We start from the raw sequence: 20,240 nt of genomic DNA, 5'->3' as shown, positions 1-20,240 counted from the left end.
ATGCCTGAATGGATCGATTATTTATTAAAGGTTAATTTATCAATTGCCTTATTTTACGGAGGTTACTACCTATTCTTACGGAAGCTAACTTTTTATCTTCTGAATAGATGTTATTTTATCATGGGACTCCTGTTTTCTGCCTTGTATCCGCTCGTTGATCTTTCTATGTTTTTTGCTAAAGAAAATTCTGCAGGAAGGAGTGAAATGCAAATAATGACTTGGGACGATCTCCTGTCTATCATACCGCCCAAAGTAGATTTATGGAATATTATTACCTTGTTATTTTCGTCTGTAGTTGCTTTGCTAACCTTGAGGTTCCTTCTCCGATTGTTTAGTTTATCGAAGATTCATCAAAAATCAACGGTCGCCATTTTTGAAAGCTGTCGGTATCGTCAAGTATGGCTAGACATCCCTCCCTTTTCTTTTTGGAAATCCATTTATCTAAATAAATCGCTTCACACAGAACGTGATTTAAGAGGAATCCTGAAGCATGAAATAGAGCATGTAAAACAGTTGCATACCATTGATGTGCTACTTGTAGAGATCGTTAGCCTATGCTGCTGGTTTAATCCAATCATTTGGTTGACCCGTTCGGCCATCAAAGAAAATTTAGAATTTTTAACAGACCATAAAGTTCTCCAAAGCGGCGTAGACAAGAAAAAATACCAATATAGTCTTGTTAATCTTAATAGTCGAACTATTTCTCCGGAGCTTAGCAATCATTTCAATTTTAACGCCTTAAAACGAAGAATTGCGATGATGAACAAAAAGAAATCTTCACAACTGCATCTCAGCAAGTATGTGTTTATTGTACCTGCAATTACTATTTCAGCGATGGTGTTTACGATCAGCAAAGCTTATCAAGAAGATGGTAAGTTGATTAATGCCGGTTTATCACATGTCACACCGAACGCGGGCAATAAACATGAAAAAGAAGAAACGTTAGGTACGGCAATTCAAGAAAAAGATCGCCCCAAGGAGCTTCCCAAAGTAGCATTCCAAAATGGAAGGAAAAAAGCAAAAATGCTGACTATCAGATCAAAAAATCAAGTGCAACCTTTGTTGGTGCTTGATGGTGTCGTCTTGAAAGAAGGCGAAGATATTAATGCAATCAATCCAAATGACATAGCAAGTATTAACGTCCTAAAAGATCGCGCGGCGACAGCTATGTATGGTAGCATGGGCAAAAATGGAGTTATATTGATCACAACGAAATACAAGTAAGCTATATTGGATGCGATTACACGAAGAAAATATGTTAAAGGCCGTCTGTCAGCCTTGGTGATTTCCTGAATTAAGGTTACTAGCAAAATATAAATATGAAATTATGAAGCACCTCAAATTATGGTATGTAGGAGTCGTATGTTTTTTCTTCATAGTGAAAGTGAACGCACAGGAAACAGAACCAGTGTTGGCACGGGCACGTTATCAGTTTATTCATGTGAACGATACTGCTAATAGGGATCATCCGAAAGAAGAAGAGATGGTACTTTATGCTGGCATTAACCGGTCTTTCTTTACGTCAAACGCAGAAGAGGAAATCAACAGACAAATGGAAGAGCAGGTTGCCAACCCCTCTTTTGACGGTAATATCAACTTGGTGAGCAAAGGGAGTTCTACCAATGAATCGTTCTATTTTGTGTCCAATACACAGACACTGAAAAGAATATATCGGCTGATGCAAAACCAGTATATTTTAGATGAACCTTATCCCCAATTAGATTGGAAAATTAATGACGATACCCTAACGATTGGAGGATATAATTGTCAGAAAGCTACCGTATCATTTAAAGGTAGAACCTATACCGCTTGGTTTTCGCTGGAATTGCCTTTTTCTTTTGGTCCTTGGAAGTTGCATGGTTTACCTGGATTAATTCTTGATGTGGCTGATAGCAAAAAGGAAGTGGTATTCCATTTTGTTGGGTTTGAGAAATTGGACCATGTAAATTTACAGATAGGAACAACAACCGATTATATTGAAACAAATCAAGAGGCGTTAGATCGTTTATTAAAAGCATTTAAAGAAAACAGGCAGACGTTTATGGATGTGCAGGGACAAGGAGGGCGCTCCAATGCAGCGAATGTAATCAGCGGATTACCTAAAAAAGGGGATGCATTTAGTTCAATAGATCCCGGTAAAATTAAATCCATCAATGTGAACAAAAATGCCGGAGGAGTTTCTAACACTGACAATAATCCGATCGAATTAACAAAATAAATGAGTGACTCGGGCTGTCCAGTTTTTTTTCATGGTTTCGAAGATATATCCATGGGAAGTAAGCTTAACTACCTTTCTTTTATTGATTTTTCCTTTTTTGTTATTTGCCCAGAAACAAGCGGTTCAGGGCCGGTTGCAAACAAAAGATGGGAAGGATGTCGCTTACGCCAATGTTGTTATTAAAAACAGGGATAACCGTGTTGTCAATTTTAAAATAAGTGATGCTCAAGGGAATTTCATGATTGCCTTGCCTGATACCGCAAATAACAATCATTTGGTCTTAGAAATACGCCATCTTGGTTATAAGCAGGTTCGTTTATCGTTAAATGGGCAAGACTTTTATAAGATTATATTAGAAGAGCAAACAATCGATCTTTCTCAGGTAGAAGTAAAAAGCAAACCCTCGATTCGGCGTCGAGGCGATACCCTGAGCTATCAGGTGAGCAATTTTGCGAAAGGCGAGGATCGTTCTATCGGAGAAGTCTTAAAGCGCCTACCTGGTATAGAAGTCGCGGACAACGGCGAAATCAAGTACAACGGAAAAAGTATTTCCAGTCTGTACATCGACGGAGATGACCTTCTTGCCGACCGTTACGTTATCGGATCAAAAACGATCCCCCATGGTATGGTGAAGAATGTTGAAGTTATGCAGAATCATCAACCCATTAAAATACTCCAGAATAAAGTATTGAGTGATCAGGTAGCACTGAATTTGGTAATTAAAGAGGACGTTAAGCTCAAAATGACGGGACAGGCCAAGCTTGGTCTTGGTTTACCGCACCAATACGATAGTGAAATAAACGGCATCTTATTTAATAAGAAATATAAGATGCTTAATGTGATGAAAGGAAATAATATCGGAGAGGATCTATCATTGGATTTTACGGCTTTTAATCGATCTGTTATATTATCCACGATAGGAAATGAGCGTCCGGATGCCCTATTATCCACAGGTACAGTCGGAACTCCGAATTTACCAAAGCCGCGTTACTATTTAAATGAGTCAGTGGCCGTTAATGCCAATAACCTGCTGAATCTTAAAAATGGATTACAGCTTAAGTCAACTATTAATATATTGGTAGATCGGAATCAACTGAATTATAATGGTTTGAGCGATACTTATTTAGGTGAAGATACTATTCATTATAGTGAGCGACAAGCTTTGTTTCGACATCCTTTTCTGGCCGATTTTACTTTAAGTGCAGAAGCCAATAAAAAAAGCCATTATTTTAAGAATGAACTACGTTTTTCTTATTCGGGCGATCGCGCCGAGGCGAATATGTTCAATAATGGTGCTGCCTTAAACTTACGTTTAACAAGCAAAGTCCGAGATCTTTCGAATCGTTTGGAATATATTCCTGAATTGCATAATAGAAACGTAATTCAACTTACTTGGTACATCAATTACTACAATCAACCTCAACAGTTGTTCTTACAACCGGGTGTAAATGCGCCGATATTAAACGATAGTGTTGCTTATCAGTCGACCACTCAATCTGTACAAGCACCAACCTGGTTTAATCGTCTATCATTAAGTTATGGTTTAGTAAAAAATAGAGTCAAGCAGCATTATAGGCTAGGTGTTTTGAATGAGTTGCAGCATTTGGAATCGGTATTGCGGCTGAATCAAGATGACGGTCAAACACTCGCTTTTGCCAGGAGTAAAGACAATGACTTGCAATGGAGCCGACATAGGCTCTATGCGGAAGCTAACTACGAATATAAAGCACGAAGATGGGAAACTTCGCTCGTTCTTCCACTTGCCGGTCAACGGATTGGATACAAAGACCTCTACTTTATGCTTGTGCGTAATCAATATCAATTATTGTTTAACCCTGCTTTGCGATTAAAGTGGATGGTCAACCAGGAAGATTACCTTTCTACCAATTACACTTATTCGAATCACATGGGTAACATAGGCGGTATCTACCGTGGAGCGATTCTAACCAATTACCGAACTATACAGGTCAATAATGCCGGTCTGCAGGAGCGGAGTAGCCACAACGTGGGATTGCAATATAATTTCCAAAGGAGTATTGCGATGCTCTTTATGAATGCAGGCTTAAATTGGAACAAATCAATAGCCAATACGATTGCGTCTAATGTGGTAAATCAAAATATATCCCAAACCGTACTACTGCCGCTTGAAAACAATGTAAGTACACTGAATACGCATATAGAAATTAGTAAGTTTATCTTTGCTTTAGGGTCTGCGGCGAAAATTCGGGCTTCTTGGAGCACTACACGCTATAATCAAATAATAAACAATGAGCTATTTCCCTATAATAACCGAACTTTTTCCTTAAGTCCGAATTTTGAAGCCCGTTTATGGAGCTGGGTCTCCTTTAATTATCGGGCGACAAGAACGTGGTTGAGCAGCAAAGTAATAATGAATGAAATCACGTCTGTTTTGCCCGAACAATATATACAATACGATGATCAGCACGTGCAATTCGTGTTCTATATTGGTAAAAACCTGTTTGTTAATATAGCAGGCCGTTATCAATCCATCAAGCAAAATAATAGGCTAACCTATTTTTTCATGGATGCCAATTTTCGTTTAAAGCTTGTTAAACTGAAGTCGGATCTTGAATTAAATCTGACAAATCTGGCTAATGTGAGGGGTTATGAAAGCTATCATATAAATGCCAATAATATCTGGTACAGTCGTTACGACTTAAGGGGGAGAATGGCAGTTTTCAAATATTCGTTTAATTTCTAGTAGTGTCAGACATCAGTCGATATTATAACCTGATTTCCAAGAAATAAGGACGGAATTGCTATGGGAGCCCATAACTACTTTTGGTTTCTACCGACCTATTTCTTTACTTTGTTATTCGGCTGTTGGAAACAGTAAGCGCGTTTACTGTTAATAAATTAATAAAATCCATGTCATCGTAAATCTAAAGATATGAGCAAATTAAAAAGCGAGTCGGGAACGATTACAAGCGTTATAAATGGCAAGATCGCTACCATAAGCTTTTACCATCCTAATCATAACGCACTCCCCTCTTCCCTTCTTAACCAGTTGGCCCAATCGATTGATAAGTTCGGAAAAAACGAGTCCATTCATGTCATCGTGTTAAAAAGCGAAGGAGAAAAGACATTTTGTGCCGGCGCCAATTTCGATGAGCTATTGACCATTAAAAGCGAAGAAGAAGGAAAGCTTTTCTTTTCCGGTTTTGCCAAGGTAATTAATGCTATCCGTTTAGCTCGACAACCGGTTATTGGTCGGATTCAAGGAAAAGCGATAGGAGGAGCCGTTGGTTTAGCCGCTGCATGCGATTATTGTTTTGCTACGAAAGACGCTTCTTTAAAACTGAGTGAGCTATCGATCGGGATAGGCCCCTTTGTTATAGCGCCTGCAGTACAGCGGAAGGTCGGACTAAGTGCATTTACCGAATTAGCTTTTAATCCATTAAGCTTTAAGAGCGCGTACTGGGCCGCTGAACGAGGATTGTACCAATCCGTATTAGACGATATAGAAGCATTAGATAGCACAGTGGAAAATTTTTGCAAGCAATTAGCTGATTATTCATTCATAGCGCTTTGCGAAATAAAAAAATACCTTTGGAATGAAACCAAACATTGGGATTCATTGTTGCTATCTCAAGCCGAAATAAGCGGCAAACTAATTGTAGACACACAAACAAAAGAAGCCATAAATAAAATTAAGTTTGACAATAAAGCCCGCTAAATGCGTTGTTGTAGGGCTTATTACCAATTGTAAAATCAATATCATATTTCGGTACTTATTTTTAGTGTAATATCGAGGTAACAAATAATTAGTACTTTTGCTCCCGAATAAACGTTCGATTGAATTGGAAAATACGTCAGAGAAGAAGCAGGTTATATTAGATAACATGCTTGAATTGATTGAAGAGCACGGCTTGCTCGGGGTTCCGATGAGTATGTTGTCAAAAAAAGCGGGAGTTGCGGCAGGTACGATTTATCATTACTTTGACTCGAAGGATGCGATTATTCTGGAATTATTTGATTATGTAAGAGATAGCATCTCGCATGAAATTTTTAGGATAAAAGATCGCTCAATGGATAATTACAGTGAACGATTTAAAAGTATATGGATCAATTTGTTTCAATATTTTGTGAAATATCCAAAGGTGCTGTCGTTTATGGAGCAATTTTATTCCAGTCCTTTTCAACGCATTGTGCAGTCGACGGAAAGTCAGTTCTATGAGGATAATTTCTCTAGTTTTTTTACGAGCGGAATGGAAGCCGGCTTCTTAAAAAAATATGGAATTCATATTGTGAGTTCGGTATTTATGGGAGGATTAATAATCGCCGCTAAGAAGCAGAATAACGGTTACCACAATTTTACAGAGAGTGAATTAAAGGCCATGGCTTCCATCATGTGGGACGGTCTTAAAATATAGTTAATTACCTATAGATAGTTTATAAATAACATATGAAGTATACCTATTTAAGTTTATTGGTTTTGTTGCTTACGGGTTTTAGCGCCAAGGCACAAGATACCGCACAAGTTAATAATAGCATTTCGCAAAATGCCACTTTGCAGGAGTGTATTGATTTTGCTTTGAAGAATCAGGCAAGCGTTCAGCAGGCCTTGATCGACGAAGAAATTGGCAAGAGAGATATAGCATCTGCATTATCCGGCTGGTTTCCACAAATAAGCGCTAACGCTTCTTATAATTATAATGTTAAAATTCCGACAAACGTAATCGGAGATCAGGTAATTCAATTTGGCCAGAAACATACTTCCGCGGTAGTACTTCAGGCAGATCAGAAGATTCTGGATCCATCGTTGTTACAGGCATCCAAAGCTGCTCGGTATGTGAAGTTACAGAATGCACAAAATACCGAAAACAGTCGGATTAACATTACAGTGGCTGTTAGTAAGGCTTTTTATGATGTATTGACCAGTGAAGAACAGATAAAAATTATTGATGAGAATATAGCGAGAACGAAAAAGCAGTTAGCGGATGCGAATGCTCGTTATGAGACCGGGCTTGTTGATAAAACGGACTATAAGAGAGCACAAATTACTTTGAGCAATACCGAAGCAGAAAGAAAGCGTACGGTGGAAATGCTTAAGTATAAATATGCCTATTTAAAAGAGCTGATTGGCGTTGACGTTAACCAACCTTTGGATTTATCGTACGATGGAAAGACGATGGAAAACGAAATGCTGGTTGACACCACCCAACTTCTGCAATTTGAAAGACGCATTGAATTTCAACAATTGCTAACCCAGCAGCGTTTGCAACAAATCAATACCCAATATAATAAATGGACTTTTTTGCCTAATTTATCAGCTTTTTACAATTATGCTTGGGACTGGCGCACCAACAACGGGTTATCTAGCCTTTATGATGTTGATTATCCGCGTTCGGTACTTGGTGTAACACTTTCTTTTCCTATTTTTCAAGGGACAAAACGTATACAGGAAATCAGGAAATCAAAGTTACAGGAAAAGCGTATCGATTGGGATATTACTAATTTGAGAAATCAAATCAATACACAGCATCAGCAAGCATTGGCTACTTATAAGGCAAATTTAAATGACTGGAAGACAGCCAAGGAAAACGTGGAACTTTCAAAGGAAGTTTATAATACCATCAAACTGCAATATGATGAGGGAATTAAAACTTACTTAGATTTAATGACCGCTGAAACAGACCTACGTACAACACAAATAAATTATTTAAATGCCTTATACGCCGTTCTATCAGGTAAATTAGATGTACAACAGGCCCTTGGTAATATCTCTTATAAATAGCAATAAATCGAAATAACATGAATAGAAATTTAATACATTTTTTAGCCGTTTTATCTGGAAGTTTGGTATTATCTTCCTGTGGCAATAAGAATCAGCAAGGCCAACAACGACCTGGTGCCGGTGGACCTGTTCCAGTGGCTATAGCCTCCGTTCCCGAGGAAATTGTGAGAGGAATCAATAATTTCCCGGGAACTGTAGTAGCACTTAACCAAACCGAATTGCGAGCGGAAGTGAATGGTTATATTACAGCGATATTGGTACCGGATGGTGCAACTGTAACGAAGGGACAAAAATTATATGAGATTGATCGTACACGTTATCAAGCGGCCCAGGAACAAGCAAAAGCAAACTTAGCGATTGCAGAAGCTAATTTAAATAAGGTAAATAGAGACGTGGAGCGTTATAAGCGATTGGCTGAACAAGATGCGATTGCCAAGCAGACATTGGATTATGCAATGACCGATTTAAATAATGCACAAGCACAGGTTATGTCTGCTAGAGCAGCATTAACTTCAGCAAGCACAGATTTAGAGCGTTCCGTTATTCGGGCCCCTTTCAATGGAACGATAGGTATTTCTCAGGTACGTACTGGAGCCTTAGTATCCGCAGGTACAACACTTATTAACACCATTTCGTCAACCAACCCAATTGCTGTAGATTTCGCTGTTAATGAAAGGGATATCAAACAGTTTGTGGACTTACAGAGCAATAGCGCTGCATCCCTGAAAGATTCGGTTATTACGCTCCAGTTATCAGGAAATAACACTTATGAAAAACCGGGCAGAGTGACCGCTATTGATCGGGCTGTTGATCCGTCGACAGGAACTATTACAGTAAGGGCAACTTTTGACAATCCAAGTAATGTTTTGAGAGCAGGAATGAATGCTAATGTGTTGGTAGCAGCAAATTCAACTACAAAGATGCCAATTATTCCGTATCAGGCTGTGATTGAGCAACTCGGCGAGTTTAAAGTTTATGTAGTAACGGATAGCAGCACCGTTATACAACAACCTGTGAAATTGGGACAAAAAATCGCTGACAAGGTAGTGATCAATGAGGGGCTGCAGGCGGGTCAGCAAATCGTTGTGGAAGGAACACAAAATCTTCAACCTGGAGCGAAAGTAGTAGACCAAAGCAAAATGGAAGCACAAGCTCCGCAGGGTCAGGGACAAGGTTCAAGTAAGAAATAGTTTATAATAAGCGAAACATGATATCTGAAGTATTTATAAAAAGGCCGGTAACCGCAATTGTCATCTCTGTATTAATAGTTCTTATAGGAGCAATTGCGATTACTACGCTTCCTATTAGCCAGTATCCGGATGTGGCGCCTCCTACCGTTACCGTTACAGGTACTTATACAGGGGCTGATGCGGCCACGGTAGAGCAAACTGTAACGACACCAATTGAGAGTCAAATTAACGGTACGCCGGGCATGACCTATTTGCAATCAAATAGTACGTCAGACGGTCGTTCATCTATCACTGTAACATTTGACGTAGGTACCGATATAGATATAGCGACACTGGATGTCCAAAACCGGGTTGGTATTGCCGAGCCGGCTCTCCCCGAAGCTGTTAGGCGTCTGGGAATTATTACCCGGAAAGCTAATAACGATATATTGATGGTTGCAGGTTTGGTGTCTCCAAAAGGAACACATGATGAAAAATTCCTGTCAAACTACATTCAAATCTATGTAAAAGACGCACTTTTACGTGTAGCTGGTGTTGGTGATGTGCAAGCGTTTGGTCAACCGTTCAGTATGCGCGTTTGGTTGGACGCCGATAAATTGTCGCGATTAAGCTTAACACCCGCAGACGTCAGCGCCGCTATCCAAGAGCAGAATCTACGGATACCGGGTGGTAGTGTCGGAGCGAAACCGCAATCGTCTTCTCAAGCTTTCGAATTTAACGTGATTCTTGACGGCGATTTGATTACACCGGAGCAGTTCGAAAATATCATCGTTAAAACCAATGCGGATGGGTCTTTAGTTTATCTACGAGACGTGGCCCGTATTGAATTGGGCGAGTTTGCTTATAGTACATCCTCGAAGGTGAATGGGCAGGTTGCATCCATGATGATGATTAATCAAATGCCTGGTGGTAATGCAGTAGAAACTGCAGAGGGTATTCAACAGGCATTGGAAACTCTTAAGAAATCATTCCCCGATGACGTGGATTATGTGATTTCTTATGAAACGATCTCAATGGTAAAAGCATCCATTAGCTCCGTGATTCATACACTGGTAGAAGCATTGGTGCTCGTAACCATCGTGGTATTTGTTTTCCTTCAAAGCTGGCGAGCTACTCTGATTCCGGTGTTAGCAATTCCGGTATCTATTGTTGGTACATTTATTTTCTTCATTCTTTTAGGTTTTTCGGTGAACACGTTAACAATGTTGGCGTTTGTATTGGCGATCGGTATTGTGGTGGATGACGCGATTGTGGTGGTGGAGGCTGTGCAACATTATATCGACAATGAACACCTTTCGGCTAAAGAGGCTACCCAGAAAGCGATGAAGGATATTACTGCACCTGTTATTGCGATCGCTTTGATATTGGCAGCGGTGTTTGTGCCGGTGGGCTTTATACCGGGCATGGTGGGTAAATTGTATCAACAGTTTGCGATCACTATTGCCGTTTCGGTTTTATTGTCTGCTTTTATCGCCCTTTCCCTTACACCTGCCTTATGCTCATTAATGTTAAAGCCAATGAAATTGGATAAGGATTCGAAAGGATTGGATCGCATATTCTATTTGTTCAACTCTTGGTTCCATCGTGTTACACAAAAGTACTCAAGGGGCGTGCAATGGTGCATCAAGAAGACGCCGTTAGTGATGATTTTACTTATTTGTATCTTTGTGGGGACCTACGGCTTATTTACAGCCAAGCCGAGCGGTTTTATACCGCAAGAGGATGCCGGTGTTTTCTTTATGGGGATTTCCCTACCCGAAGGCGCTTCTGCAGCTCGAACAAACGAATACTTGGACGAAATTACCAAGTATATACAAAAGGAGGTTCCTGAGGTACAAAATATCACTGCGATCTCCGGTATCAATATCCTGAACCGGGCTTTTAAATCTAGTGCGGCGACTTGTTTTGTACAGTTGAAGCCATGGGAGGAACGCCATCGTTCTGTTACCGAAATAACAGGACAGTTGATGGGAAAATATATGGCCAATACCAAAGGTAGCTTAATAGCCGTTGCTCCCCCTCCTATCCCAGGTTTGGGTACTACGGGCGGTTTTACTATGGAGATTGAAGAACAGCAAGCGGGCGATATCAAAGCTTTTGAGGGTGTTGTCGGTAAATTCTTGATGGCGGCTAACCAACGTCCCGAAATAGCCATGGCCTATTCGCTATTTAATACCAAAACACCCAACTATCGTGTAGAAGTAAATAGAGAGCAAGCAAAGAAGATGGGGGTTCCGATTAATTCAGTTTACGGAACTATATCGGCTTATTTCGGTAGTAGCTATATTAACGACTTTGTATTGTATGGACGTACGTTCCGTGTTGTAACCCAAGCCGATACGAACTTCAGAAAACATATCGAAGATATCAATAATCTGTATGTGAAAAACACGAAAGGGACGTCGGTTCCGCTCGGGACCTTGGTAGATTATAAAGTTGTTGAGAATCCGTCAATTATCAATCACTTTAACATCTTTCGTGCTATAGAGGTCAGTGGTAATGCAGCACCTGGCTACAGTAGTGGTGACGCTTTGAATGCATTAAAAGAAGTTGCTGCTCAAACGCTCCCTACGGGTTACACCTACAGCTTTGCAGGTTTAAGTTTGCAGGAACTTGAGTCGGGAAATAAGACAGTCATGATATTTGCGCTTTGTATTATTTTCGTTTTCCTGTTACTGGCGGCACTTTATGAAAGCTGGTCGGTTCCGTTTTCTATCTTGATGTCGGTGCCTGTTGGAGTGTTCGGAGCGATTCTTGCGCTTACCTTCCTCCCCAAGCTGGATAATAATATCTATGCTCAAATTGGTTTGGTCACCTTGATTGGTTTAGCGGCGAAGAACGCTATCTTAATTGTGGAATTTGCCAAAGAAAGGGTCGATATGGGAATGGAACTAATTGCCGCAACCATTGATGCTGTCAAGTTAAGGTTACGCCCGATTGTGATGACGTCTATGGCTTTTATATTAGGTATTATACCATTGATGTTATCGAGCGGCGCAGGTGCCGTATCACGCCAAACTATCGGTTGGACCGTATTTGGCGGAATGTTGGCAGCCACGCTATTAGCCATCTTCTTTGTGCCGGTATTGTTTGTTTTGATTACGCGTTTGGCTTACGGAAAAAAGAAGTTGGCCGAATTACAAGCTAACTATAACCCAGACGATCACAAAGACATGCTTCACTCCGAAGATTAAAAATCGGTCTCCTAAAGAAAAGGGCCTCATGTAAAAATGAGGCCCTTTTCTTTTTTAATAGTTGCATCTACTTTACGCGCGTCCATGTTTCTGTTCGACCTAATAGGCTTAAACCAACAAAACCGCGAATATCGAGCTTGTCACTTTTTAAGGTCATTTTACAACTATATGTTTTGCCCGATTTTGGATCATATATCGTCCCCCCATCGTATAAACCGTTCTCTTTAGCGGTAAAGCCTTCCAATATTTGGCTTCCTTGTATGGTTCTCGATCTTTTTGTCTCGTCTGGATTCTTTTTATCTTTTTTAGGCTGGCCGTTTTCATCATTGGGTTGCTTTAGCCAATATAGGGTTCCGTAGTATTTTTCTCCCTTTTTTGTTATCTCGATCCTTCCTTCACCGCTTGGGTTTTGCCACTTTCCTAATATTCCATTGTGGTTTTGGGCAAAGACACTACTTACCAGTAGCATGAATACCGCAAATAATGTTAGATTTTTCATGATTTAGCATTTTAGTCTAGCATAAATATAGTAATATTCTACATAAATTATGCATGCATAGTAATCATCTCTTTACGGATTAACTGTATAGTCTCCTATTTGTTTTCCATCCTTAAAAAAATAATACTTTGTGAAAGAGTTTCTTACGAAATTTAGTGAATTTGATGATAAGAAAAATTTTTTGAACCAAATACAAGTACTATATTTGCAGCCACGCCCAGGTGGCGAAATTGGTAAACGTTGCGGTCTCAGAAGCCGTTGAGCTCGGCTCTTGAGGGTTCGAGTCCCTCCCTGGGCACAAATGATCGTAGTTTGATTATGCGGAAGTGGCGAAATTGGTAGACGCACCATCTTGAGGGGGTGGCGCCCTAAGGGCGTGGCAGTTCGAATCTGCTCTTCCGCACAGCTCTTATAGCACGCTTGCTTTCGCAAGGGCTTTACATTAAGAAGGCGCGCCGAGTTAACTTGAGCGTGCCTTTTTAACGTAAAGACTTAGGCACCGCGTGCTATGCTACATGGGGCTGGTTGAGAAGTTAGCTTTTTTTGTTATACTCCTTAAAAACACGTTCGTATACTTCCAAAAACCAAAAAGTGAAAGCGTCCGGGCTTGACTTAATCATTTGTTCAAGATTTTGATAAGCGATCCATTGGTAATCCATAACTTCTTCCCTATTTGGTATAATTTCTCCACTAAACTCACCTACATAAACATGATCGAACTCGTGTTCAACTAAGCCATTGTGAAAAGACGTTTTATATAAAAAGGAAAAGAGGGGTCTCAGTGTCGTTTGAAATCCCATCTCCTCTTGTAATCTGTTTTGAGCGGCGATAAGTGTATCTTCATTTGGTAAAGGATGGCTACAGCAAGTATTTGTCCATAAGCCCCCGCTATGATATTTGTTCAAAGCCCTTCTTTGTAAAAGCAGTTCGCCTGCGGTATTAAAAACAAAAATGCTAAAGGCTCGATGTAATAAACCCTTTTGATGCGCTTCCAGCTTTTCCATTTTACCGACTGCTTCATCCTGCTCATTAACTAATATAACTTCTTTCATTGGCCCTGTATCTAAGTTTAACGCATTAAAAATTAACAAAAAAAGGTTTCAAAAGTTCTTTATAAGCGTTGGAGTATATACCCCTTTCTTTATATATTGTAAAGATCGTATCTTCATTGGGTTGCATTCGCTCCCCCTTTCTTAGACATATAATTTGTCTGAAGGCGTCTTCGCTTTCAAATGACTTTATATGGATTGCTTTAGCAGGATGAAAATCTGTTAACTTATCCGCATATTCCCGAACATTAGTGCTGATGACTGGTGGGAGGACAAGTTGTAACTGTCCGCCATCATTGAGCCAACTCCAAGCTTTTTGTATCAATTCGCGATAAAAGGATGCATCTGTGTGTCTAGCAATGGACTTTCGCTTATCAGGATTTTGAAGTGCGTTCAAAAAAAAGGGTGGATTACTAACAATCAAGTCGTATAACGCTGGTGGGGCAAATTCTTGAAAAAGCGTACAATGCGCTCGAATTCGATTGAAAAAAATAGAATTTTTAAAGTTTTTATCCGATAACTGTGCTGCTAATTCATCTTTTTCAACGGCGTCAATTATAGCATGTGGAAACCGCTGTGCCATCATCATTGCTATCACTCCCGTACCTGATCCGATATCCAATATCCGGTTGGGTGACGGATGGTCAGCCAAGGCTCCTAACAATACGCCATCCGTATTTATTTTCATGGTAGCATTGGTTTGTTCTACATGAAATTGCTTGAATCTAAATAGGACGGGTGATTTGGTATCCATAAGGCATTATTATTTACTCCAGTAAAAAGTATTCTCCAACGGTACGACATAAAAAAGAGCAACCTGTTGAGGGTTGCTCTCTATTTTCGCGCTTACTCAATTCTAGGTTGCCCAGGCCTTATCTCCCTTTTTATAAGGTAAATTACCATCGTAACGACCTGGTATTTTAACATATCTTAGGGCTTTGGTAGCTCCTAATTCAGAGGTAAAGAAACCCAGTAAGGTAAGTTGCTTAATCATGCTAAAGTAGTGATTAGGATCCCCCTCTTTTTTGTTATTCCCGTATTCTTTTGCTTCCTTATCAATTTCGGTCAGCAAGCTAGTGCGTTCCTCTTTAGATAATTCTTGGAATTTCTTACTGTATTTAGCTTTTGAAGCATCTTCCAGTTTTCCCAATCCTTCTAGAAATACTTTTTGATCTTCTTTGGTGTAGCAGTCGCGCACCATTACCGGTATAAATGCACCCACGCCCGCCTCTTTTGCACCCGGGCTGGATGTTTTAGGTAAAATGGTTTCGGCAATATCACCTAAATAGTCTATTTGATCCTCTTTGAATAAGCTTTCTACATCTTTCGACGCAGGGCGAGTACAGCCCTCAAGAAAGAGATTAGCACCGATTACAGTGCCTCCCATTATCCAAGCTACTCGGGTCAAGGCTTCTCTTCTATTCATATCTTTAGTTTATTTAACGGTTTTTATATTGTGTATTTTACATCCCAGCCTGAACGGTAGTTTCGTTTAACGAATTGATTCACTTCGTCAAAGTTCGTCACCTTCATCGCATTGTTATCCCAAACCAATTTAATGTTGCGGCCCGGATATTGATTATTGATGCGCAAGTCGGCACCTCTAATTGCTAAATTAGCCATTAGCAAAGCCTCGGTAAGTGGTCCGGCAATTTCAAAGGGTGAGCTCACCGGTTTCTTTCCGTACCCGGCGATACAAGACTCCACCCATTGCGCATAATGTCCTCCCTCTTGACCGACAACGCGATCGTACTTCTTTGGTACATTGACAGTTGTTGTTTTTGACGTTGGAAGAAGACGTGCATTTTTTCCGTAAGTGTCGGCTAGAATTTTTCCTTTGGTACCGATCAATAGAATTCCGTTTCCACCATCACCATAAATCTCATTAGGTTCCAGCTCCTCGGGTCTTTCCGGTTGAATACCCCCGTCCATCCAATGTAATGTTACGGGCCCGTTGGTTCTAGTGCCTTTCGGGAAGGTAAGCGTAGCATGACTTGAAGGAGGACAACTCTCAGGGAAATACCCTCGTTTAAATTCATCTACATATACGGTACCTACACTTGCCTGAACATCTTGTACATAACTAAGACCCAATACGCTGAATGGTAGCTCTAGTAAGTGACAGCCCATGTCTCCCAATGCACCGGTTCCGTAATCCCACCATCCACGCCAGTTAAATGGAACCAATTTATCCACATAATCCTTTTGAGGTGCGGTGCCTAACCAAAGATCCCAATTTAATTCTTTAGGAATTTCAGCCTTTTGTGTAGGCCACTGAATTCCAGAAGGCCATACAGGTCTGTCTGTCCAGCAGTATACCGTATGCACATCACCGATAATTCCGGCCTCATACCATTCGCGGGCTTGCCTTGAGCCGTCATTTGAGGCTCCTTGATTACCCATTTGAGTTACTACCTTATATTTCTTTGCAGCATCGGTTAATACGCGCGCTTCCCAAACATCATGAGTTAACGGTTTTTGAACATATACGTGTTTTCCCAACTGCATGGCTGCGAGTGCCTGAATAGCATGATTATGATCGGGAGTTGATACAGAAACAGCGTCTATATGCTTATGCTCTTTGTCAAGCATTTCCCTATAATCTTTGTAGTATTTTGCCTTCGGGAATTTTTTTACAGACCCTGCAGCTCTTCTATCATCTACGTCACATAAAAAGGCGATATCCGCTTTTCCACTCTCAAAAAAAGCATTGATATCACTTGATCCTTTACCACCTACACCAATACCTGCAACTTGTAGCTTATCGCTTGGCGCAATAAAACCGGATCCTCCTAAAACGTGTCTAGGAACAATCATAAAGCCGGCCGCTGCTAAAGCACCAGCTTTTATAAAGCTCCTTCTGGATTCATTTGTTTGTGATTTGTTATTTTTATTAGTATCAGACATGATTAAATAAATTGGTTGTTAAATATTTCCCTTTTTCAACTCCTTCACAGCAAAGTCAGCGGCACGTGCAGTTAAAGCCATATACGTAAGCGAAGGATTCACGCAAGCCGCAGAGGTCATACAAGCACCATCTGTTACAAAAACGTTAGGAGCATCCCATACTTGATTATTTCCGTTCAATACGGAAGTTTTAGGATCTCTACCCATGCGTGCTGTTCCCATTTCATGGATTCCCTGACCGAAACCATACTCGCGATCGTAGGTAAAGACATCCTTTACACCAACGGCTTCCAGCATTGCTTTTGCCTCTTCGGCCATGTCCTTACGCATTTTTAGTTCATTCTCTTTAATTTCTACGTCGAACGCCAGTACAGGAAGACCCCACTTATCTTTTTTCTCCTTATCCAACGTGATTTTGTTTTCATGATAAGGTAATATTTCACCGAATCCACCGAAACCAATTGTCCATGATCCAGGTTCACATAATTCATCTTTGAAGTCAGCACCAATATTCATTTCAGCGACATTCCTACTCCACCCTTGTCTACTGGCACCACCTTGATAGCCAAATCCTCGTAAGTAATCTCTCTTATCACCATCGACGTTTTGGAAGCGAGGGATGTATAAACCATTTGCTCTGCGCCCAAAATAATATTTATCTTCGAAGCCTTCGACTCTTCCACTAGCTCCAACACCTAAATGGTGGTCCATCACATTATGTCCCAATTCACCGCTGCTGCTTCCAAGCCCACCTTCCCAAACATCTGTTGCTGAGTTCATTAATACCCAAGCAGAATTTAGTGCGGACGCATTTACAAAGATGATCTTAGCAAAATATTCGTATGTCTGATTGTTCTGCGCATCCAGCACCTCTACACCTTTGGCCTTTTTAGTATCTTTATCATAGATGATTTTAGTTACAATTGACCAAGGTCTAACCGTTAAATTACCTGTTTTTACAGCGGCTGGTAACGTTGCGGACTGCGTGCTGAAATAAGCGCCAAAATTGCATCCTAACCAACATTTATTCTGGTATTGGCAATTTACGCGTCCATTGTGCGGAACAGTGATATTCGCTGTACGACCAATAATAAAATGTCTTTTTCCGCCAAAATGCTGTTTAATCCGTGCGGCAACATCCTTTTCTACCACGTTCATTTCCATCGGCGGCATAAAGTCACCATCAGGCAACACGGCCAATCCATCCCGATTTCCACTGATACCCGCAAATTTTTCAGCATAGCTATACCACGGCGCAATATCCTTATATCTTATTGGCCAGTCGACCGCTATTCCATCTTTCAAATTCGCTTCGAAATCAAGATCGCTCCAACGATAGCTTTGGCGGCCCCACATTAATGAGCGTCCACCTACGTGATAACCCCTATACCAGTCGAATCGTTTTATCTCAACGTACGGGCTTTCTTTTTCGTTTACCCAATAATTTAAATTCGTTTCGTTGAGCGGATAATCCCTCTTCAATACCGGATAATCTTCAATCATTTTTTGCGTTCTGCCACCGCGGTGAGGGAAATCCCAAGGGTTCTTATTGGGGCTTTCGTAATCCTTTATGTGTTCGATGTTCCTGCCGCGCTCCAACATAATTGTTTTGAGCCCTTTCTCTGTTAATTCTTTGGCTGCCCAGCCTCCGCTGATACCTGATCCGATTACTATCGCATCATATACATTATCTGCCATAATTGATTTAGTTTATTTGTCGTTTTAGTATTCGTTAGTAATGTGCTATTTCTTTGCCTGGTAAGTCCATGTTTATTTTAATAAGTTATTCACTGATTGCATGGATCTCTTTCTTTTCTTTAAAGAAAAGTGCAAATAATACAAATATTATAGCGGCTATCGATGCCGGTACGATCCAGACATGTTGCCATAAATTATCCACCGCTGCTGCTTTATAATGTTCTGTGACAAAGCCTGCCACCCAAAAACCGATAAGCATTCCCACTCCATAGGTTGCTAATGTAACCAGTCCTTGAGCGGATGATTTATACTTTTCGCCTGCGCGAGCATCGGTATAAATTTGACCGGAAACAAAGAAAAAGTCGTAACATATTCCATGAAGTGCAATACCGATAATAAGCATGAACGAAAGTTCATTAGCGTTGCCATATGCAAATAAAGCATACCTTATCGCCCACGCCAGCATTCCGAACAAAATGGTTTTTTTAAATCCAAAACGGCTAAAAAAAACTGGAAGAAGCAGTAGGAAGAATGCTTCCGATATCTGGCCAATAGCCATTTTACCGGTTGGATTTGGCAAACCAATATCTGATAGGAATGGATTCGCATTCTGGTAATAGAAGGCCAGGGGAATACAAATAAGAATAGCCGAAATAAAAAATATTAGAAAGTCTTTTTTGTTGAGGAGTTTTAGTGCGTCTAAACCTAAAATCTCCGAGATACTGCTTTTTTCACCTGCTTCGCGTGCAACCGGAGGAGTTTTAGGAAGGATAAAACTATATAGTCCTAAAACTAAAGACGCTATTCCGGCCATTAAAAAGGTGTTTTTCAAGGCGCCTGCTTTTAAATTATCACCCGAGTCCCAATGGAATACATAGCTGATAACTAGGCCTGCAATGATCCAACCAATTGTACCCCAAACACGAATAGAAGAGAATTCTTTTTCAGGATTTTGCATTTGACGGAACGAAACGGAATTTACCAGCGCCAAGGTAGGCATATAGCCGATCATATACGCCAGTACGTAGGGATAAAATACACTGACATCAGGGGCACTATACATTTGGTACATCAAAAAGGCACCGATTAAATGAAGTACACCGAGAATCCGTTCAGCATTAAAGTAGCGGTCGGCAATTAAACCAATAATAAAAGGTGCAATGATGGCACCAAAAGATTGTGTGGAAAAGACATTGGCGCTTTCCAGTCCAGATGCATTTAAGTTAATATTTAGAAATGTTCCTAAGGTCACGAACCATGCTCCCCAGATAAAAAATTCCAGAAACATCATGAATGACAATTTTGCACGAGTAATAGTGTTCATAAGGTGGGTTAGTATAAGATTCTGGTTGCGTTAATAAAATATTTAATTCTTATCATTTAAATTGTTGGTTTTAAACAGTCTCTGTTAGCTTTACTGGTTATTTTATTTAACACCTTCCCTACTTTATGGTAGAAATGTTTCAGCTAAAATTTACTAAATGTAGTCGAATTTTTAAAAAAACCAAAATGCTTGTAAAATTTATTTGAACTTTATTGAAACGACAAAAGCGTTGGATTTATTGTTAATAATGAAGGTTTTAGCAGAACTTGTTGATAATCAGCTTGTACAAAATACACTAAGGGGGTGTTTCTACACTGCGGATTTTTTATTAACAATTTGGTTATATAAAGTGGCTGGCAATAAAAAACCTGAGGCAGGTAGACGCCTCAGGTCATTATTTATT

Annotated in this window: 15 protein-coding genes and 2 tRNA genes; 10 read left to right on the top strand and 7 right to left on the bottom strand. The window is 40.2% G+C overall.

Annotated elements, in window-relative coordinates; all coding sequences use genetic code 11:
• From M1D52_RS13410 to M1D52_RS13375, 8 genes are all read left to right on the top strand, one after another.
• Entirely contained in the window at positions 1-1,224 is a 1,224-nt protein-coding gene (locus tag M1D52_RS13410; protein WP_013666884.1) for a M56 family metallopeptidase, read from the top strand.
• 103 nt (positions 1,225-1,327) lie between these two features.
• Positions 1,328-2,218, top strand: coding sequence for a GLPGLI family protein (locus M1D52_RS13405; RefSeq protein ID WP_437392789.1), 891 nt, complete (start codon positions 1,328-1,330; stop codon positions 2,216-2,218).
• A 31-nt stretch (positions 2,219-2,249) separates the two neighbouring features.
• Positions 2,250-4,940, top strand: a complete 2,691-nt coding sequence (locus M1D52_RS13400; RefSeq protein ID WP_437392788.1) for a hypothetical protein — start codon at positions 2,250-2,252, stop codon at positions 4,938-4,940.
• A gap of 189 nt (positions 4,941-5,129) precedes the next feature.
• Positions 5,130-5,915, top strand: coding sequence for an enoyl-CoA hydratase/isomerase family protein (locus tag M1D52_RS13395; RefSeq protein WP_013666887.1), 786 nt, complete (start codon positions 5,130-5,132; stop codon positions 5,913-5,915).
• A gap of 124 nt (positions 5,916-6,039) precedes the next feature.
• Positions 6,040-6,612, top strand: a complete 573-nt coding sequence (locus M1D52_RS13390; protein WP_049795052.1) for a TetR/AcrR family transcriptional regulator — start codon at positions 6,040-6,042, stop codon at positions 6,610-6,612.
• Positions 6,613-6,644: 32 nt separating this feature from the next.
• The gene (locus M1D52_RS13385; protein WP_013666889.1) at positions 6,645-7,976 is read left to right on the top strand and encodes a TolC family protein; all 1,332 of its coding nucleotides are present in this window, start codon (positions 6,645-6,647) and stop codon (positions 7,974-7,976) included.
• Positions 7,977-7,993: 17 nt separating this feature from the next.
• Complete coding sequence (locus M1D52_RS13380) at positions 7,994-9,166, top strand: efflux RND transporter periplasmic adaptor subunit (RefSeq protein WP_013666890.1); 1,173 nt, start codon at positions 7,994-7,996, stop codon at positions 9,164-9,166.
• Between the two features lie 17 nt (positions 9,167-9,183).
• Positions 9,184-12,360: an efflux RND transporter permease subunit gene (locus M1D52_RS13375; RefSeq protein WP_013666891.1), complete on the top strand. Its 3,177-nt coding sequence runs from the start codon at positions 9,184-9,186 to the stop codon at positions 12,358-12,360.
• Positions 12,361-12,427: 67 nt separating this feature from the next.
• Here M1D52_RS13375 and M1D52_RS13370 read toward each other — a convergent pair whose 3' ends face one another.
• On the bottom strand, positions 12,428-12,859 hold the full coding sequence (locus tag M1D52_RS13370; protein WP_013666892.1) for a DUF2147 domain-containing protein: 432 nt from the start codon (positions 12,857-12,859) through the stop codon (positions 12,428-12,430).
• A gap of 215 nt (positions 12,860-13,074) precedes the next feature.
• Here M1D52_RS13370 and M1D52_RS13365 point away from each other — a divergent pair.
• Positions 13,075-13,157: transfer RNA gene (locus M1D52_RS13365), tRNA-Leu, on the top strand.
• A 22-nt stretch (positions 13,158-13,179) separates the two neighbouring features.
• Positions 13,180-13,262: transfer RNA gene (locus tag M1D52_RS13360), tRNA-Leu, on the top strand.
• A 130-nt stretch (positions 13,263-13,392) separates the two neighbouring features.
• On the opposite strand, the gene idi is transcribed toward M1D52_RS13360, so the two are convergent.
• From idi to M1D52_RS13330, 6 genes are all read right to left on the bottom strand, one after another.
• Positions 13,393-13,911 carry an isopentenyl-diphosphate Delta-isomerase gene (gene idi / locus M1D52_RS13355; RefSeq protein WP_013666893.1) on the bottom strand — a complete coding sequence of 173 codons (519 nt, stop codon included), beginning with the start codon at positions 13,909-13,911 and terminating at the stop codon, positions 13,393-13,395.
• Positions 13,912-13,936: 25 nt separating this feature from the next.
• The gene (locus tag M1D52_RS13350; protein ID WP_437392787.1) at positions 13,937-14,662 is read right to left on the bottom strand and encodes a tRNA1(Val) (adenine(37)-N6)-methyltransferase; all 726 of its coding nucleotides are present in this window, start codon (positions 14,660-14,662) and stop codon (positions 13,937-13,939) included.
• Between the two features lie 102 nt (positions 14,663-14,764).
• Positions 14,765-15,334: a gluconate 2-dehydrogenase subunit 3 family protein gene (locus M1D52_RS13345; protein WP_013666895.1), complete on the bottom strand. Its 570-nt coding sequence runs from the start codon at positions 15,332-15,334 to the stop codon at positions 14,765-14,767.
• 23 nt (positions 15,335-15,357) lie between these two features.
• Complete coding sequence (locus tag M1D52_RS13340) at positions 15,358-16,815, bottom strand: Gfo/Idh/MocA family protein (protein ID WP_437392786.1); 1,458 nt, start codon at positions 16,813-16,815, stop codon at positions 15,358-15,360.
• An 18-nt stretch (positions 16,816-16,833) separates the two neighbouring features.
• On the bottom strand, positions 16,834-18,513 hold the full coding sequence (locus tag M1D52_RS13335; protein WP_013666897.1) for a GMC oxidoreductase: 1,680 nt from the start codon (positions 18,511-18,513) through the stop codon (positions 16,834-16,836).
• An 85-nt stretch (positions 18,514-18,598) separates the two neighbouring features.
• Positions 18,599-19,837: a nucleoside permease gene (locus tag M1D52_RS13330; RefSeq protein ID WP_013666898.1), complete on the bottom strand. Its 1,239-nt coding sequence runs from the start codon at positions 19,835-19,837 to the stop codon at positions 18,599-18,601.
• Positions 19,838-20,240 lie beyond the last annotated feature (403 nt).

It is taken from the genome of Olivibacter sp. SA151 (assembly GCF_054130995.1).
This window is presented reverse-complemented; position numbering and strand designations above follow the sequence as displayed.

Coding starts and splice junctions, on each gene's coding strand:
- M1D52_RS13410 (WP_013666884.1), top strand. CDS start 1: ATGCCTGAATGGATCGATTATTTATTAAAGGTTAATTTATCAATTGCC.
- M1D52_RS13350 (WP_437392787.1), bottom strand. CDS start 14,662: ATGGATACCAAATCACCCGTCCTATTTAGATTCAAGCAATTTCATGTA.
- M1D52_RS13380 (WP_013666890.1), top strand. CDS start 7,994: ATGAATAGAAATTTAATACATTTTTTAGCCGTTTTATCTGGAAGTTTG.
- M1D52_RS13330 (WP_013666898.1), bottom strand. CDS start 19,837: ATGAACACTATTACTCGTGCAAAATTGTCATTCATGATGTTTCTGGAA.
- M1D52_RS13375 (WP_013666891.1), top strand. CDS start 9,184: ATGATATCTGAAGTATTTATAAAAAGGCCGGTAACCGCAATTGTCATC.
- M1D52_RS13370 (WP_013666892.1), bottom strand. CDS start 12,859: ATGAAAAATCTAACATTATTTGCGGTATTCATGCTACTGGTAAGTAGT.
- M1D52_RS13385 (WP_013666889.1), top strand. CDS start 6,645: ATGAAGTATACCTATTTAAGTTTATTGGTTTTGTTGCTTACGGGTTTT.
- idi (WP_013666893.1), bottom strand. CDS start 13,911: ATGAAAGAAGTTATATTAGTTAATGAGCAGGATGAAGCAGTCGGTAAA.
- M1D52_RS13395 (WP_013666887.1), top strand. CDS start 5,130: ATGAGCAAATTAAAAAGCGAGTCGGGAACGATTACAAGCGTTATAAAT.
- M1D52_RS13405 (WP_437392789.1), top strand. CDS start 1,328: ATGAAGCACCTCAAATTATGGTATGTAGGAGTCGTATGTTTTTTCTTC.
- M1D52_RS13400 (WP_437392788.1), top strand. CDS start 2,250: ATGGTTTCGAAGATATATCCATGGGAAGTAAGCTTAACTACCTTTCTT.
- M1D52_RS13345 (WP_013666895.1), bottom strand. CDS start 15,334: ATGAATAGAAGAGAAGCCTTGACCCGAGTAGCTTGGATAATGGGAGGC.
- M1D52_RS13335 (WP_013666897.1), bottom strand. CDS start 18,513: ATGGCAGATAATGTATATGATGCGATAGTAATCGGATCAGGTATCAGC.
- M1D52_RS13340 (WP_437392786.1), bottom strand. CDS start 16,815: ATGTCTGATACTAATAAAAATAACAAATCACAAACAAATGAATCCAGA.